Here is a 15,768-nt window from a genome sequence, read left to right as displayed (position 1 = left end):
CACGGGCCGGCTATTGCCCGCCCGTGCTTGTAGGTAATACGCGGAAGGGGTCCGCGCTTATTTCAGGGCGTCAGGAATTTCGATCCCGTTTTCCTCAAACCACTTCACGGCACCGGGGTGAAACGGGATGACCTGGTTTTTAAGTGCGTTCTCGGCCAGTGTTTCCTTTGCCGCTGCGTGAACAGTCAACATGCGGTCATTGTTTTCCATCGCGAGTTTGGTGATTTCATAGGCCAAGCTATCGGGCATGTCCGCGCCCACAATTGCGAAATTCCAAAGCGAGACAGTTTTTAGGTCTTCTGACTGGTCTTCATAGGTGTTGGCTGGAATGGTGAATGGGGCAAAAGCTGGTGCCACCTCCATCATCTTGTCCAGTGTTGCAGTGTCCATTGACAGAAATTCAATGTCATTCTCCACGGCCAGCTGGGCGTACGCCCCTGTTGGCAAACCCGCCGCGTAAACGAAGGCGTCAATCAAGCCATCTTTAAGCTGCCCGGCAGTATCAGAGCCACCTGCATTGCTGATGGCGGCACCATTGTCCTGTGCGTCAAAGTAGCGGGTCCAATAAGTGGCTGATGTGCCGCCTGCAGGTCCGACGCCTACGCGTTTGCCGGCCAGATCGGCAAAACCTTTGATCCCGGAGTTCGCCAATACTGCCGCCTGCAGAGGTGTCTGATACATTGGGAACAATGTGCGTACCTGTTCGTGTGGTACGCCTGGCATCAGCGGGCTTTGGCCACGCCGTGCTTCGTCTGCCGGGCCAAGGGTTACGAACCCCATGTTGTGCTCACCCGTTTCGACCAATGTAACATTCTGTACCGGGCCACCAGTGATCTCGACGCCCGCGTTAATGTCGAGTGCTTCGCTCAGCATCGCGCCAAAACCGCTGCCATATGTAAAGTAAGTGCCGCCCTGGCTACCTGTGCCGATGGTCAGGCTGTTCGGCCAGCCATCGCGGTCCTGCGCGGCTGCGGGCAATGCGATCAAGGTGCAGAGTGCGGCTGCTGTGAATGTCGTGAATTTCATGGTTATCCTCCCTACGATTCCCGATGCCACTCAGATGAATGAGACCTCCTGCATCGTTGCGAACCAGACTGAGCAGTGCCGGGCACACATACAACGCGCCAATTATTATATTCAGAAGGAATATAATTTAGGCGGTTGCTTCGATAGCTTTGAGGTGGCTTTCCAATACAGCAACCACAGCGTCCCGCATCGGGTCGCGGATACCGCGTGGCCATGCCGCAGCCAGTACCAATTTGGACTGATTGCCAAGTTCGGACATTGCAATAGGCACAAAGCGCACGCCGGCAACCTGTAGCCGTGACGTCCAACGCGGAACAATCGCAACTCCAGTTCCAGTCGCGACCAGATTGACAATGGTGTGCTTTTCTTCTGCGATCTGTGCGATGCGTGCGGTCAGACCTGCGTCTACAAACATCTTAATTGTCAGGTCATGGGAATGTGGACGTGACCTGCGGTCCGGCACGATCAATGGCTCGTCAGCCAAGTCGGCAATATGTATCACCGCACGATCTGCAAGAGGGTGGCTGTCAGGTACAGCTACGACCGCTGTTTCAAAGAAAAGCGTGCGAAAATGCAGGCGGGGATCTTTTACATCTGGGGTGCGGCAAAATGCGAGATCCACACTGCCGCTCAATAGCTTAGGCAGGAGGTGGATGGTTTTCTGTTCAATCAGTTGAATTTCGATCTCGGGATGTGATTGGCGCAATAGCTGCATGAGCTGCGGCATCAGGCCTGCCGCCGCGCTGTCAATCGCGCCAACTCTTAGTACGGCGGTTTCCGCACGTCTCACACTGCGCACTTTTTGCTCGAACCGGGCTGTTTGCTCAACCAACTCCCGAGCGTCATCCAAGATCGACAATCCAGCTTGTGACAGGGACACATTTCGAGTCGTACGCACAAATAGGCGGGTATCCAACTCATCCTCAAGCAAGCGAATTTGCCGTCCCAGTGAGGCGGGTAACATATCTAGTGACTGTGCTGCCCGCCCAAAATGCAGCGTATTGGCGACCGCCAGAAAGCATCTAATCCGTTTAATATCCATCTGTCCTACGCCACTCATACTATTTCATTTTAGTATATAATCTCAGATTGATTGAGAAACACAACGTGGGACCTGTAGCGTCACGCAAGATCGCCGGTATTCGATGTTGAAGGGGGCGCCAGATCGATGGTAGCTCACCCCCACCGCCTCCTTTGAATGTCACCGGCCTAATGACAGTCCTTGAAAAGCGGATACCTCTAATGACCACCTACAAAATCGCCGCCATCCCAGCTGATGGCATTGGTCCGGAAGTGATTAACGCGGGCTTGCAGGCCCTGGAGACACTGGCCAGTTGGGATGGTGGTTTCAAATTACACGTGACCGAATTTGACTGGAGCTCCGAGCGTTACAAAAGGACCGGGGCGCTGATGCCCGAGGACGGCACTGAGCAACTCAAAGCGTTTGATGCGATTTTCTTCGGAGCTGTGGGCGCGGCAGACGTGCCTGATCATATTACTCTGTGGGGGTTGCGCCTGCCGATCTGTCAGGGGTTTGACCAATATGCCAACGTGCGGCCCACTAAAATTCTTCCGGGCATCCAATCGCCGCTTGCGGGCGTCGGGCCGGGTGATCTGGATTGGGTAATCGTGCGCGAAAACTCCGAAGGCGAGTATGCGGGCCATGGCGGCCGTGCTCACAAGGGTTTCCCTGAAGAAGTGGGCACGGAGACCGCTATTTTCACACGTGTCGGCGTGACCCGTATCATGCGCTATGCGTTCAGACTGGCGCAATCGCGGCCGCGCAAATTTTTGACGGTGGTGACCAAATCGAATGCGCAACGGTTCGGCATGGTCATGTGGGATGAAATTGCAGCGGAAGTCGCGCAGGAATTTCCCGATGTGAAATGGGATAAAATGCTGGTTGATGCGATGACCGTGCGCATGGTGAAGGACCCGCAAAGCCTTGATACAATCGTCGCGACCAACCTGCATGCAGATATTTTGTCTGATCTGGCCGGTGCGCTTGCTGGGTCCTTAGGCGTTGCCCCAACGGGTAACATTGATCCCGAACGCCGGTTTCCATCTATGTTCGAACCTATTCATGGCTCAGCATTTGATATCACCGGCAAGGGGATCGCCAACCCTGTCGCGACATTCTGGACCGCTGCGCAGATGTTAGAGCATTTGGGTGAGGACAAGGCAGCTGGGCGTATGATGAGTGCGATTGACCAGGTCTGCGAGGCCGGGATCATGACGCCTGACATCGGCGGCACAGCCAGCACACAACAAGTGACCGATGCCGTCTGCGAGGCTATTCGCGGAGCCAACGTTCTGGTTGCCTGATATGCCGCACTTAGATCCGGAGATGTTGCTGCGTGTAATGTTTGCTGCTGCTATATCTGCGGCAGATCCTGCTACCGTCCTTGCGCAGCATCTTCCAGAAAAACCTGCAGGCAGGTGCATTGTCGTGGGGGCAGGGAAATCTGCTGCCGCTATGGCGCGAGCCTTGGAAATCGCGTGGCCCGATGTAGATATTTCGGGCGTTGTGGTCACGCGGTATGGTCACAGCGTGCCTTGTAGCCGCATCATTGTGCGTGAGGCATCGCATCCCGTTCCCAACGCATCAGGCGAGGCGGCGGCAATGGAGATTCTAGCGACGGCTCACGGTGCTGGGGCTGATGATCTGGTTTTAGCGCTGATATCCGGCGGGGGATCGTCGCTGATGCCTATGCCGGTGGCGCCACTTAGCTTGGCGGATAAGATCGATGTCAATCAGCGCCTCTTGGCGTCCGGCCTGACCATCGAAACGATGAACAAAGTCCGCCGCCGTCTGTCTGCGATCAAAGGCGGCGGGCTGGCACGTGCTGCGCATCCTGCCCGGCTTGTAACACTGGCGATTTCGGATGTGCCGGGCGATCATCCGGCGAACATCGCGTCTGGGCCAACTGTTTCGGATCCCTCTGCGGATGAGGACTTATCCTATTTACTAGAATCACTGGGGGATGATCTGCCAGCGGCCGTTGTCGCCTTGCTCGCCAAGCGTTCGGATGCATTGCTGGATTTCAAAAGCGATTTCCGCCTGATCGCAACGCCGATGATGGCCCTGACTGCAGCGGCGGAGATCGCCAGGGCAGCTGGGGTTAGGCCGATGATTTTGGGTGACGCAATCGAGGGCGAAGCACGTGAACTGGGTATTGGAATGGCTGGAATCGCAAAATCAGCAGCGGCGCATGGCTACCCTATTGCTCGGCCTTGCGTCCTGCTATCGGGAGGTGAAAGCACCGTCAGCATTGGTGCCCAAAAGCCGGGCCGCGGCGGTCGCAACACAGAATTCCTGCTGTCTCTTGCGATAGCGCTGAATGGCCTGCCGGGCATTTACGCTCTGGCAGGCGATACGGATGGCATTGATGGAACAGAAGATGCCGCTGGTGCTATCGTCGGGCCGTCCGATTTGGCCAGAGCGGCAGACTTGGGCCTGAATCCTCAGGCCTATTTGCAAGCTCATGACAGCTATTCTCTTCTGGATCGCTTGGAGCGGTTAGTCAAAACCGGCCCGACGTTGACCAACGTTAACGACTTTAGAGCGGTTCTTGTCTCGTAGAGCGTCGGCGGAATACTGCAGCGCGACGCCACCCTAACGTGGATGGCGTCGCTTCTGTCTTATAGGCTTGAGCGATCAGCTCCGCTGCATAGTGCGGGGCATTTCCGACAGGATTTCAGCGCCATCTTCACGCAGTATAACGATTTCTTCCAGCCGAACGCCAAACCGGTCTTTCAGATAGATGCCCGGCTCAATCGAGAAGACATTGCCCGCGCGCAGCTCTACGTCGGAGGTTGCGGTGATATACGGTGGTTCGTGGATGTCGATTCCCAGCCCGTGTCCGGTGCGGTGCAGGAATTGTGGGCCATACCCGGCAGCGGTGATGGTGTCGCGAGCTGCGCGGTCGATCTCGCTGGCACGTACGCCGGGTTTTGATGCGGCGACTGCGGCCTGAACGGCGGCCTCTACCACTTTGAACACCTGTTCGTATTCTGCTTTTGGTGTGCCGAACCAGCCGCAGCGCGTCATATCGGACGGATAGCCGTTCAATCGGCACCCTGTATCGATCAGCACGGCCATGTCACGGGTCAGTTTGGTGTCGCCAGTGTGGTGATGGGGGAAAGCGCCATTCGCTCCGAAGCCTACGATGGTGAATTCCGGCGTTGCACCATTGACCTTGTAGTGCTCGTGCAGAATTGCCTGCACATCCCACTCAGTCATGCCTTCTTCGAGACTGGAAAACGCCTCAACTACGGCGGCATCATTCAACAGATGCGCGGCTTTCAACGCGTCATATTCTGCGGTATCTTTCATTGCGCGCAGCAGGCCAACTGTATCGTCGGTAAAACGTCGCTCTGGGCAGTCCATCGCGTCCAGCACGCGCAGTGCAAAATCGGCACGCATGGTTTCGTCCAATACCACAGACAGGCCTGCATCGGTTGCACTACAATCCGCAAGCAGGGCCGCGAGGGCTGCATCGGGTCCTTCGTCATCAGACCAGCAGTGGAACGGTAAGTCGGTCGCCTGGCGCGCAGCGTCCGCGTTCAATCTTGGCATCAGAAAACCTGCGTGGTTCTGGCTAACCATCAACATCACCGGGCGTTCATCGCCATGTGGGTTCACGCCGGACAGCCACATCATATGGCTGGAAGGACCGAGTACCACCATATCCGTGGCTGTCTCACTCATGCGCTGGCGTAGCCGGACCAGCCGGTCGGCATAGGGGGGGTGTGTCATATATTGGGCTCCTGCGGCGCACGTGGTCATAAACCGCGGCCGGTCTGTAAATTGGGTCGAATAGGTCGTTGAGGTCGAGTTGTGATGTGCCGACTTAGCTGCCTGCCCAAAGATAAAATGGGCAGGCCAATGTGCTGTGTAGCACCAGAAATCAGCGTTTTTCCACCAGACGGTAGAAAACAAAGTCAGAGGTCGCCCCATTCACATAGCCCGTGACATCCTCATCCATCGCCACCTGATAGGCAGCCTGGAACATGATCACGATGGGAGAGTTTTTTTGAACCTCTGCTTGCAGCTCTTGGTACATCACCAATCGCTTTTCGGGGTCTGCTTCGGTGAGCGCGGCCTTGGTCTTTGCGTTCATCTCCGCTGGGACAGCCCAAGAGTTACGCCATGTGGTCGTCGCTGCATAGTTGTCGTCGGAGTTGTCGGAATTATACGCAAACGCCTTCGCGTTGGAATGCGGGTCCATAAAGTCAGGACCCCAATAGAGCAGCATCGCCTCATGGCTGCGTTCGCGGTACTTTGTAATCACCTGGCTGCCGGTCCCTGGCAGGATTTCAAAGTTGATGCCCGCATCGGCAAAGCTGGCCTGCAAGGATTGTGCCATATCAGTAAAGGGAGCCGCATTGATCACATCCAGTGAGACGGTGATTGGTGTTTCAATCCCGGCCTCGCTTAGGATCGATTTAGCGCGCTCAGGATCATACCCAAACGGAGCGTCGTCGTAGGATCCCGGGAAGCCTTTTGGCCAGAACGCCTGATGGATTTCCATCTGGCCGTTGATGATTGTGTCGGTCATGCCTTTGTAGTCCACCAGATAGCGGGCAGCCTCCCAAACAGCAGGGTCTGTGAGGCTGTCGGTCTTCTGGTTGAAAGACAGAAAATGCACCGCAGCCTGCGGATAAGTCTCCACCCGAATGGCATCGCCGTCAAAGCCACTGATCTGATCCGGTGTCAGATTACGAGCCATGTCGATGTCGCCAGATTCCAGCAGCAGCTCTTGCGTGGCAGCCTCTGCCACATGGCGAATGATGACGCTCTCCATCTTTGGCGCGCCTTTGAAGTAATCCCCGTTAGCCGCCAGCCGCACCATCTGCGCTGGGCGATAGTCTTGCAGTTTAAACGGTCCGGATCCGGCTGCGTTCTCGTTCAGCCATGCATTGCCCATATCACCGTCAACGGCATTGGCCATCACCATCTCTTTGTCGACGATGGAGGCAGGACGCGCGGCCAGAACGTTCATTACAAACGCTGGTGAGAAGTCGCCCTCGTATTTGACAGTGATGATGCTGCCGTCGCTGGTGATCATTTGGTCTACGTTCTCGGCTGTCCAGCCCAGCTGCACAAGGATAAAGGCAGGGGTCAGGTTCAGCTTAATCACTCGGGCCAGTGAAAACACCACGTCTTCACCACGCACGGGGTTGCCTGAGTGGAACACCGCGTTATCGCGCAGCGTAAAGCGAATAGTCTTGGTAGCCGCATCTATGTCCCATGCGCTGGCAAGACCCGGGGCCAGTATGGTGGGATCTTCGGCATCATATTGCACCAAGCGGTCATAGAGATTGGTGACCAGTTCACCAGAGGTGAATTCATAGGCCTGTGCCGGATCAATCGCGACAATATCGTCGATGTTCTGGGCTACAATCAGCGCATTGGCAGGGGTGTCAGCAAGCGTGGTGGTCGCCAGAGGCAACGCTATTGCACTGGCCAGTAAGGCGGATTTCACGAGGTTCATGTCAGTCTCCCTATTTGGTTTATTTGTACCCTGTCGGCATGTTCGATCATGTTGGACCTACCTGCAGGGCCGTACGCGCTCAGGGCAGGTCTGGTGTGTTTTTGCTATGCAAAACGCTGAGCGTGCCGGTCCACAAAAGCCGCGCCACTTGTGCGGTCGGGTTGCTCCAGGAATGTGAGGTCAGCCCGCTGTAGTGCAGACTGTCGCCCGCTTTCAGGCGAAAGAGCTGCCCACCCAGAGATTGGTCGATCTCTCCCGCCAGCACATAAAGCATCTCTTCACCCTCATGGCTGACCTCCTCAGATACATATCCGGGCGGTACATGCAGGATGTAGCTAGATAGCTCGGCGCCCGGAAATTGGGCGCCGAGTGCCTCATATGTGATTGAGGATCCCGCCAGAGAAAACTGTGTGCGTGTTGAGGCCCGTGTTAGGGCGTCCGAAGGTTTTGGCGTTGCGATGAAGTATTCCAACCCCACCTCAAGTGCTGCAGCGATCTGCGCCAGAGTGCCCAGCGTCGGCGTAGCGTTGTTGCGTTCCAGCTGGCTGAGGTAGCCGACGGAAACACCAGCAGTGTCGCAGAGCGCCTGAAGCGTCAGCCCCATCTGCTTGCGTCGCTTGCGGATCAGCGCGCCGAGCATCGGGCCTGCAGTGTTACGGGACATTACTGGTTTTTGGGTGGCGCTGGTGTTTGGCATTGACGACTTTCACAATGATGATCACCTGATTAGCTTAGAAAAAAATTTTTTGTGAAGCAAAAACTTTTTGCTTTTGCAAAAAATAATATTTATGCCGAAGGGAAATTCGTCGGTATTCCGGCGGCGCTGCGTCGTGTGTCACGGCCATGTGGAGGGCAGGATATCTTGACCAGCACATCAAAAACGGGACGTGTAATTCTGCTTTTTACGCAGGGGGTTGCGGGTTTTGTTCTGGTGACAACGCTGACTTTTCTCGGCCTGCTGTCGATCACATTTTTCATTGGTCGAGTGGTGCCGATTGATCCGGTTCTCTCGGTCGTGGGGGATCGCGCCACACAGGAGCAATATGAAGCGGCGCGGATTGCCATGGGCCTTGATCACTCACTGGTGGTCCAGTTTTTCTCTTATGTCGGAGACGTGTTTCAAGGAGACTTGGGGCGCTCTGTTTCTACCAACCGGCCCGTTACTTCTGATCTTGCAAGGGTGTTTCCGGCAACGCTAGAGATGGCCACACTGGGTATACTGATTGGAGTGGCTCTGGGCGTTCCGATGGGGGTCTGTGCTGCCGCGCGGCAGGGCACCTGGGTTGACCAGGTTATCCGCGTTTTTGCCCTGCTTGGGTATTCAGTGCCAGCCTTCTGGTTGGGTTTGGTTGGGCTGGCCGTATTTTATGCGGGACTGGGCTGGGTTGCGGGGCCAGGGCGAGTTGATATCTTCTATGACGGGTTGATTGACCCGATAACTGGTTTGCTGTTGGTCGACAGCTTATTGGTCGGCGATACTGAGGTGTTCTGGAATGCGTTGTCGCATTTGGTGCTGCCAGCAGTCATCCTCGGTTTTTTCAGTCTTGCCTATATCGCGCGCATGACCCGCAGTTTCATGCTGGACCAGCTTAGTCAGGAGTTTATCACCACAGCCCGCGTCAAAGGCGTGCCGGAATGGAAGGTGATCTGGGTGCACGGGTTCAAGCCAATTCGGGTGCCATTGATCACCGTAATTGGACTGTCCTATGCGGCTCTGCTGGAAGGCTCGGTGATGATCGAAACCGTCTTCAGTTGGCCGGGTATCGGTAATTACCTTACTGTTGCGCTGCTGAATGCCGATATGAATGCGGTGCTGGGTTCCACGCTGGTAATCGGTGCAGTGTTCATCTTCATCAACAAGATCTCGGATGTGCTTTACCGGGTTCTCGACCCAAGGAGCTAGTGATGTCGAGCCGTGACTGGTTGCTGGACGACTCCCCGGCCACAAGAACTCAGGCCACTGCGGTACGGGCCTATCGTATGCTTGTTGCGCTGATGCGCAATCCGCTGGCAGTCGTGGGTACAGTGATCATTGCCATGCTGATCCTCGCAGCCGCGCTTGCCCCCTGGGTCGCACCACATAGTCCGATCGGGCAGGACCTTCCGGCCCGCCTCTTGCCGCCGTCTGCTGCACATTGGATGGGCACGGATGAGTTGGGGCGTGATATCTTCTCCCGTGTGGTCTACGGCGCGCGGATTACGTTGATGATCGTGGCATTGGTGGCAGTAATCTCTGCGCCACTTGGTCTTATCATTGGTGCAATATCGGGCTACTTCGGTGGCTGGATTGACCGGGTCCTGATGGGGGTGACCGATGTATTTCTTTCGATGCCCAAGTTGATCCTGGCATTGGCCTTCGTTGCTGCCCTTGGGCCAGGGATCGAAAATGCGATCATTGCCATCGCTATCACCGCATGGCCCGCCTATGCCCGTATCGCGCGAGCCGAAACACTGACGTTTCGCAATGCAGAGTTCATCGCGGCGACCCGTCTGCTGGGCGCTTCGCACTCTCGCATCATTCTGCAACATGTGCTGCCGTTGTGTACGTCCTCGATGATCGTACGGGTGACACTGGATATGGCAGGTATCATCCTGACAGCGGCGGGCCTTGGGTTTCTGGGCCTCGGCGCGCAGCCGCCCTTACCGGAATGGGGCGCGATGATTTCACGTGGACGGGTGTTTATTCTGGATCAATGGTGGGTCGCGACCATGCCAGGCATTGCAATCATTTTGGTCAGCCTTGGTTTTTGCTTTCTCGGCGATGGGTTGCGCGATGTACTGGACCCGAAGCAGGGGGGCAAGTCATGAACCATGCCGCCGCGCCATTGCTGGAGGTCGATAACCTCCGCGTCAGTTACCCGACCCCAAAGGGCCGGGTCGAGGTGGTCAAAGGGCTGAGCTTTACCCTTGGGCGTGAGCGGTTGGGTATCGTGGGAGAGAGTGGATCAGGCAAATCCATGACTGGCCGCGCCATATTGCGACTGATCCGCAATCCCGGACAGATGGCCGCTGACAAACTGGCGCTGGAAGGACAGGATCTACAAGGCCTGAACGACCGCCAGATGCGGGGCATACGCGGCGCTCGTATTTCGATGATCATGCAGGACCCCAAGTTCTCGTTAAATCCGGTGATGACCATCGGGGCGCAGATCGCCGAGTCGCTGGATGTCCATGAACGGCTCAGCCGACGCGATACGAACGCTCGCGTGTTGGATATGCTGGGCGCCGTGCGCATCAATGATCCTAAGGCGGTCGCTCGGATGTATCCGCATCAGGTGTCCGGTGGCATGGGGCAGCGGGTAATGATCGCCATGATGCTTATCCCGCGTCCGGATCTGCTGATCGCGGATGAGCCGACCTCAGCGCTTGACGTATCGGTGCAGGCTCAGGTGCTGGACCTGATTGATGAGTTGGTCCGTGCCAAGGGGATGGGGCTGATCTTGATCAGTCACGATCTCAATCTGGTTGCACGCTATTGCGACCGGATCATGGTGATGAACGGTGGTCAGGTGGTGGAAAGCTGTGCCGCGGGTGATCTGCACAAAGCCAGCCATCCCTATACCCAAGGGTTGCTGGCAGCGGTGCCTCAGATGAAGGAAATCCGAGACACACTGCCTGTGCTTGACCGTCAAAGTTGGAGCAGAACATGACGGCGATCTCTCTGAAATCCCTCGATATCTCCTACGGGGATACCAAGGTCGTGCAGGGCGTTAGCTTTGATGTTGCGGAAGGCGAGAGCTTTGCTCTCGTTGGGGAAAGTGGCTCTGGAAAATCCACCGTTTTGAAGGCGATTGCCGGGCTTGCGCCGGATTGGACGGGCGAGATGTCAGTTCTCGGACAGCCGCGCAGCCACGGCATTGATAGGGCGTTTTCGCGTAGCTGCCAGATGGTGTTCCAGGATCCTTACGGTTCATTGCACCCACGCAAACCGGTCGATTGGGTGCTGCGGGAGCCCTTGCGGGTGCATGGAATTGGTGCGCGTGACGGTCGCGTGGCAGAAATGCTGGCAGCGGTCGGGCTCGATCAGCGGTTCCGCTTTCGCTATCCACATCAGCTTTCCGGTGGTCAGCGTCAGCGTGTCGCGATCGCGCGGGCCTTGATGCTCAATCCCAAGGTGTTACTGCTAGATGAGCCGACGTCGGCATTAGATGTCTCAGTACAGGCCGAGATTCTCAATCTGCTGAAAACACTGCGGCGTGCGCAGGGGCTGACCTATCTGATGGTGACCCATAATCTGCCGGTGGTCAGCTTTATGTGCGACCGCATGGCTGTAATGAACAAAGGCTACATTGTCGAAATCGCGCCAGCAGATGCATTGCATGATGGGCGGTTTAGCGATCCTTATGCGCAACAGCTCTATGCTGCCAGCGGCGGAGCAGATTAGCCAAGCTAGTAAGAAATTTGACAGGGCCATGCGGCGGATGTCGCTATGACGCCTATTGTGACATTTTGATTGAGGACCCGATGACGCGACACGATCCCGAACAGAAACTGATGCAAGACGCCGCTACAGCAGACGCGCTAGGCCAGTTCACGACTGCTCTGGCTGGAGCGACCGTAGCGCAGGCCGCTTATGATGCGCTGTGCACGCTGACCAAGGCCACGATCGGTGCTAAGTTGTTCACGGTTATGACGGTTGATATGGCGGCCATGCTGGCCTGTCGAACTTACACTGATGACCACGAAAACTATCCAATATCCGGCACCAAACCGATTGAGATGAACGACTGGTTCCAGATTGTGCATGGCCAGCATCAGTGTTTCGTTGCCAACACGCTGGTGGAGATTGACCAGGTGTTTCCCGATGGCAAACTGATCGGCAACTTGGGCTGTGGATCTGTCATTAATCTTCCGGTGCTGATGCGCGGTGAATTGGCGGCGACCATCAACATCCTGCATGAGCCGGGCTATTATAACGAGGCGCGGGTGCGGGCTGCGAAAGCAGTGCTGACGCTGCCGTCTCTGGCGACCTTGGCAGTGGTTAAGTCGCTATGATTTCATTCGGCTTCCCTTTGCGCAGGAACCGGGTCGCGCGCTAGGCTGCTTCTGCGATAAACCCAAGGATGTTTGCTGCATGGGATCCCGCCGGTATGACCTTGGATATGATGCTCGCTCTTTTGGTGTTTCTTTTCCCGTTGGCCTACAGCCCCGGACCGGGGAATCTCTTCTTTGCTGCCAATGGCGCGCAGTTTGGGTTTCGTGCGACCATTCCCGCAACCCTAGGCTATCATATAGCGACGGCAGTGGTGACGTTACTGATCGGTAGTGGTGCGCTGGCGGCCCAAGCGATCTCGCCCGAGTTGTTCCAGATGCTGAAGCTGGCCGGGGTTATCTATATGGTGTGGATCGCATCGAAACTGTGGCGCGCCGGAGGCACAAAGTCCGATTTGCATGCACAGCCCGCACGGTTTCGCGATGGCGTTGTGTTGCTGGTGTTGAACCCCAAAGCCTATGTGATCATCGCGGTGATGTTCAGCCAGTTCCTGACGCCTGTGGACGCTGCCATGGCAAATGCGTACAGCACGGCCCTCGGGCGGACGGGGCAGTTGGGTGTCGTTGCCGTTATTACGTTTGTCTTTACGCTCAATAACTTCGTAGCGTTTTCGATTTGGACATTGATTGGAGAGGGTCTGGCGCGTCAGTTCGCCCGAGATGCGCGCGCACGGCAGCTAAATCGCGGCTTCGCACTGCTGCTTGGCGGTGTTGCTATTTGGATGCTGTTGATGTGATGGCGGGTCGTATTGCGCCGATGTGGCTGCGGTAGGGGCGAGCCCGCTTGCGCTGACACTCTGCTGGCCGAATAGAAAAACGCCCGGAGCGACCCAGGCGTTTTTGATTGTTTAGCGGCTGTCTCCAGCCTGATTGCGCGAATGTGCAATTAGCCGATGATGCCGTTCAGCGTGGCGCTTGGGCGCATTACAGCAGCGGTTTTCACCGGGTCGGCATGGAAGTAGCCACCCAGATCTGCTGTTTTGCCCTGGACCGCTGCCAGTTCAGACAGGATCGCCTCTTCTTTGGCGGCCAGATCAGCTGCGATAGGTGCAAAATGAGCCGCCAGTTCAGTGTCATCGCTCTGTGCCGACAGGGCCTCTGCCCAATACCTGGCAAACCAATAGTGGCTGGCGCGGTTATCAGGCTCACCAACTTTGCGGCTGGGTGACCGGTTGTGATCCAGAATACCCTGCGTCGCGGCCTCAGCCGCGGCACCTAGCACGCCTGCCTTGGCGTTACCCTTGCTGTCTGCAAGGAAGTTCAGGCTCTCACCGAGCGCGCAGAACTCGCCCATGGAGTCCCAACGCAGGTGGTTTTCCTCAACAAGCTGCTGAACGTGCTTGGGCGCAGACCCACCTGCACCTGTTTCAAACAAACCGCCGCCGTTCATCAATTTCACAATCGACAGCATTTTGGCCGATGTGCCCAATTCCAGGATCGGGAACAGGTCGGTGAGGTAGTCGCGCAGCACGTTGCCGGTGATCGCGATACTGTCCTTGCCTGCGGTGATTGTCTGTAACGATTGTCCAGTCGCTTCGCGCGGTGCCATGGTCTGGAATTTGTCGGCCACGCCAGCCGCGTCCAGCACGGGCTGCACGTATTTGATCAGCTCGGCGTCATGGGCGCGGTTTGCATCCAGCCAGAAGATTGCCTCGGAGCCGGTCAGACGCTGACGGTCCATTGCAAGCTGGATCCAGTTCTCAATCGGTGCCTTTTTCACGGTGCAAGAACGCCAGATATCGCCAGCTTCAATGTCATGCGAATGCAGCGTGTCACCATTGGCCAAAACGATGCGGATGGTACCATCCGCAGGCGCTTCGAAGGTGGTTGGATGCGAGCCGTATTCCTCAGCCTTCTGCGCCATCAGGCCGACGTTGGCGACGGAGCCGGCGGTGGTCACATCCAGCGCACCATTGGCTTTGAAGAAATTGATGCTTTCGTCGTAGACGGTGGAATAGCAGCGGTCAGGTATGACGCAGTTGGTGTCGCCCTTGTTGCCTGCTTCGTCCCAGCCTTTGCCACCCGCACGGATTACGGCCGGCATGGAGGCGTCGATGATCACATCAGACGGCACATGCAGGTTGGTGATGCCCTTGTCGCTGTCGACCATATACATGGAGGGGCGCTCAAGTGCGGCGATCTCGGATTTGATCGCATCGGCATTGGGAAGGCCGTCGATGGTTGCAAGGACCGCGCCGAGACCGGAGTTGGCAGAGCCACCGGCAGCTTCGATTTCAGCACCAAATTTATTCCAAACCGGACCAAGCCATGCTTTTACCGCGTGACCAAAGATGATTGGGTCAGAGACCTTCATCATGGTGGCTTTCATGTGCAGCGAGAACATGGTGCCGTCGGATTTGGTATCTTCAATGGCACCCATCAGGAAGGACGACAGAGCCTTTGCGGACATGAAGGTCGCATCGGCTACGGTGCCTTCTTCCAGCGGCCAGCAGTCTTTCAACGCGCTGACTGTGCCATCCTTGGCTACAAATTCGATCTTCGCATCACCGGCCTGAGCGGCAGAAATGGTGGCCGACACTTCGTTGGCGTAGAAATCATTGCCAGGCATTGAAGATACTTTGGTCTTGCTGTCGGCGGACCATTTGCCCATCGAGTGCGGGTTTTTCTGGGCAAAGTTCTTAACCGCGCGCGCGGCGCGCCGGTCGGAGTTACCTTCGCGCAGTACCGGGTTCACGGCGGAACCTTTGATGGTGTCGTAGCGCGCGCGAGTTTCTTTTTCCGCATCGGTGGTGGGATCTGCCGGATAGTCGGGAATGCCAAAACCCTGCTCCTGCAGTTCGGCAATCGCATCCGTCAGTTGGGGCACAGAGGCCGAGATATTCGGCAGCTTGATGACATTGGCTTCTGGCGTTTTTACCAGCTGGCCCAGTTCCGCCAGATCATTGCTCTGACGCTGTGCGTCACTCAACGTTTCTGGGAAGGTCGCAAGAATGCGGCCTGCCAGCGAGATGTCCTTGGTCCCGACAGAGACGCCCGCCGCATCCGCAAAGCTGCGGATGATTGGCAACAGAGAGGCGCTGGCCAACTCAGGGGCTTCGTCTACGATGGTATACAAAATGTCGGGGGTCGAATTTTCTGCCATATTCCACAACCTTTTTTCAGCGATATCGGAAACTTGGGTGAGCGGTCGTTGCTGCACCAGATGGACGGGTTGCTGCAGTCCAGTGAGGATGCGGCAGGCGGTCATAGTGGTCAGATTTGGCCTGACAAACCGGCAGCCCGCAAGGACAAC

The 15,768-nt window shown here is 56.6% G+C and carries 14 protein-coding genes; 8 read left to right on the top strand and 6 right to left on the bottom strand.

Annotated elements, in window-relative coordinates; all coding sequences use genetic code 11:
• Positions 1-57: 57 nt before the first annotated feature.
• Positions 58-1,026 (bottom strand): TAXI family TRAP transporter solute-binding subunit, encoded by a 969-nt coding sequence (locus ACEWZM_RS05960; protein WP_414005564.1) that lies wholly within the window; start codon positions 1,024-1,026, stop codon positions 58-60.
• A gap of 127 nt (positions 1,027-1,153) precedes the next feature.
• Positions 1,154-2,086, bottom strand: coding sequence for a LysR family transcriptional regulator (locus ACEWZM_RS05955; protein WP_414005563.1), 933 nt, complete (start codon positions 2,084-2,086; stop codon positions 1,154-1,156).
• 182 nt (positions 2,087-2,268) lie between these two features.
• On the opposite strand from ACEWZM_RS05955, the gene ACEWZM_RS05950 reads away from it, so the two are divergent.
• Together ACEWZM_RS05950 and ACEWZM_RS05945 are read left to right on the top strand one after the other, a co-directional pair.
• Positions 2,269-3,351: a tartrate dehydrogenase gene (locus tag ACEWZM_RS05950; protein ID WP_414005562.1), complete on the top strand. Its 1,083-nt coding sequence runs from the start codon at positions 2,269-2,271 to the stop codon at positions 3,349-3,351.
• 1 nt (position 3,352) lies between these two features.
• Positions 3,353-4,609, top strand: a complete 1,257-nt coding sequence (locus ACEWZM_RS05945; RefSeq protein WP_414005561.1) for a glycerate kinase type-2 family protein — start codon at positions 3,353-3,355, stop codon at positions 4,607-4,609.
• Positions 4,610-4,684: 75 nt separating this feature from the next.
• Here the strand turns inward: ACEWZM_RS05945 and ACEWZM_RS05940 are convergent, their stop codons facing one another.
• The 3 genes from ACEWZM_RS05940 to ACEWZM_RS05930 all read right to left on the bottom strand — a co-directional run bounded on the left by ACEWZM_RS05940 (position 4,685) and on the right by ACEWZM_RS05930 (position 8,220).
• Complete coding sequence (locus tag ACEWZM_RS05940) at positions 4,685-5,785, bottom strand: M24 family metallopeptidase (protein WP_414005560.1); 1,101 nt, start codon at positions 5,783-5,785, stop codon at positions 4,685-4,687.
• A gap of 151 nt (positions 5,786-5,936) precedes the next feature.
• Entirely contained in the window at positions 5,937-7,523 is a 1,587-nt protein-coding gene (locus ACEWZM_RS05935) for an ABC transporter substrate-binding protein (RefSeq protein ID WP_414005559.1), read from the bottom strand.
• Positions 7,524-7,602: 79 nt separating this feature from the next.
• Positions 7,603-8,220: a helix-turn-helix domain-containing protein gene (locus tag ACEWZM_RS05930; RefSeq protein WP_414005558.1), complete on the bottom strand. Its 618-nt coding sequence runs from the start codon at positions 8,218-8,220 to the stop codon at positions 7,603-7,605.
• A 195-nt stretch (positions 8,221-8,415) separates the two neighbouring features.
• Between ACEWZM_RS05930 and ACEWZM_RS05925 the strand changes: the two genes are divergently transcribed.
• From ACEWZM_RS05925 to ACEWZM_RS05900, 6 genes are all read left to right on the top strand, one after another.
• Positions 8,416-9,426 carry an ABC transporter permease gene (locus ACEWZM_RS05925; protein WP_414007973.1) on the top strand — a complete coding sequence of 337 codons (1,011 nt, stop codon included), beginning with the start codon at positions 8,416-8,418 and terminating at the stop codon, positions 9,424-9,426.
• A gap of 2 nt (positions 9,427-9,428) precedes the next feature.
• Positions 9,429-10,331, top strand: coding sequence for an ABC transporter permease (locus ACEWZM_RS05920; protein WP_414005557.1), 903 nt, complete (start codon positions 9,429-9,431; stop codon positions 10,329-10,331).
• Positions 10,328-11,173 carry an ABC transporter ATP-binding protein gene (locus tag ACEWZM_RS05915; protein WP_414005556.1) on the top strand — a complete coding sequence of 282 codons (846 nt, stop codon included), beginning with the start codon at positions 10,328-10,330 and terminating at the stop codon, positions 11,171-11,173. Before ACEWZM_RS05920 ends, ACEWZM_RS05915 begins: the two co-directional genes overlap by 4 nt.
• Positions 11,170-11,907, top strand: a complete 738-nt coding sequence (locus ACEWZM_RS05910; RefSeq protein WP_414005555.1) for an ABC transporter ATP-binding protein — start codon at positions 11,170-11,172, stop codon at positions 11,905-11,907. The genes ACEWZM_RS05915 and ACEWZM_RS05910 overlap by 4 nt, the downstream gene beginning before the upstream one ends.
• A gap of 80 nt (positions 11,908-11,987) precedes the next feature.
• Positions 11,988-12,518, top strand: a complete 531-nt coding sequence (locus ACEWZM_RS05905; protein WP_414005554.1) for a GAF domain-containing protein — start codon at positions 11,988-11,990, stop codon at positions 12,516-12,518.
• 95 nt (positions 12,519-12,613) lie between these two features.
• On the top strand, positions 12,614-13,252 hold the full coding sequence (locus ACEWZM_RS05900) for a LysE family translocator (protein WP_414005553.1): 639 nt from the start codon (positions 12,614-12,616) through the stop codon (positions 13,250-13,252).
• 149 nt (positions 13,253-13,401) lie between these two features.
• Here the strand turns inward: ACEWZM_RS05900 and ACEWZM_RS05895 are convergent, their stop codons facing one another.
• Positions 13,402-15,618 (bottom strand): NADP-dependent isocitrate dehydrogenase, encoded by a 2,217-nt coding sequence (locus tag ACEWZM_RS05895; RefSeq protein ID WP_414007972.1) that lies wholly within the window; start codon positions 15,616-15,618, stop codon positions 13,402-13,404.
• Positions 15,619-15,768: the final 150 nt, after the last annotated feature.

Source organism: Phaeobacter cretensis (assembly GCF_047372505.1).
In the GTDB taxonomy this organism is placed as follows: Bacteria; Pseudomonadota; Alphaproteobacteria; order Rhodobacterales; family Rhodobacteraceae; genus Phaeobacter; species Phaeobacter cretensis.
Note: the sequence above shows the minus strand (reverse complement) of the source record. Positions and strands in the feature narration are given on the sequence as shown.

What these genes read in the sequence shown, in the direction of transcription:
- ACEWZM_RS05960 (WP_414005564.1), bottom strand. Translation starts at nt 1,026, where the DNA reads ATGAAATTCACGACATTCACAGCAGCCGCACTCTGCACCTTGATCGCA.
- ACEWZM_RS05955 (WP_414005563.1), bottom strand. Translation starts at nt 2,086, where the DNA reads ATGAGTGGCGTAGGACAGATGGATATTAAACGGATTAGATGCTTTCTG.
- ACEWZM_RS05950 (WP_414005562.1), top strand. Translation starts at nt 2,269, where the DNA reads ATGACCACCTACAAAATCGCCGCCATCCCAGCTGATGGCATTGGTCCG.
- ACEWZM_RS05945 (WP_414005561.1), top strand. Translation starts at nt 3,353, where the DNA reads ATGCCGCACTTAGATCCGGAGATGTTGCTGCGTGTAATGTTTGCTGCT.
- ACEWZM_RS05940 (WP_414005560.1), bottom strand. Translation starts at nt 5,785, where the DNA reads ATGACACACCCCCCCTATGCCGACCGGCTGGTCCGGCTACGCCAGCGC.
- ACEWZM_RS05935 (WP_414005559.1), bottom strand. Translation starts at nt 7,523, where the DNA reads ATGAACCTCGTGAAATCCGCCTTACTGGCCAGTGCAATAGCGTTGCCT.
- ACEWZM_RS05930 (WP_414005558.1), bottom strand. Translation starts at nt 8,220, where the DNA reads ATGCCAAACACCAGCGCCACCCAAAAACCAGTAATGTCCCGTAACACT.
- ACEWZM_RS05920 (WP_414005557.1), top strand. Translation starts at nt 9,429, where the DNA reads ATGTCGAGCCGTGACTGGTTGCTGGACGACTCCCCGGCCACAAGAACT.
- ACEWZM_RS05915 (WP_414005556.1), top strand. Translation starts at nt 10,328, where the DNA reads ATGAACCATGCCGCCGCGCCATTGCTGGAGGTCGATAACCTCCGCGTC.
- ACEWZM_RS05910 (WP_414005555.1), top strand. Translation starts at nt 11,170, where the DNA reads ATGACGGCGATCTCTCTGAAATCCCTCGATATCTCCTACGGGGATACC.
- ACEWZM_RS05905 (WP_414005554.1), top strand. Translation starts at nt 11,988, where the DNA reads ATGACGCGACACGATCCCGAACAGAAACTGATGCAAGACGCCGCTACA.
- ACEWZM_RS05900 (WP_414005553.1), top strand. Translation starts at nt 12,614, where the DNA reads ATGACCTTGGATATGATGCTCGCTCTTTTGGTGTTTCTTTTCCCGTTG.
- ACEWZM_RS05895 (WP_414007972.1), bottom strand. Translation starts at nt 15,618, where the DNA reads ATGGCAGAAAATTCGACCCCCGACATTTTGTATACCATCGTAGACGAA.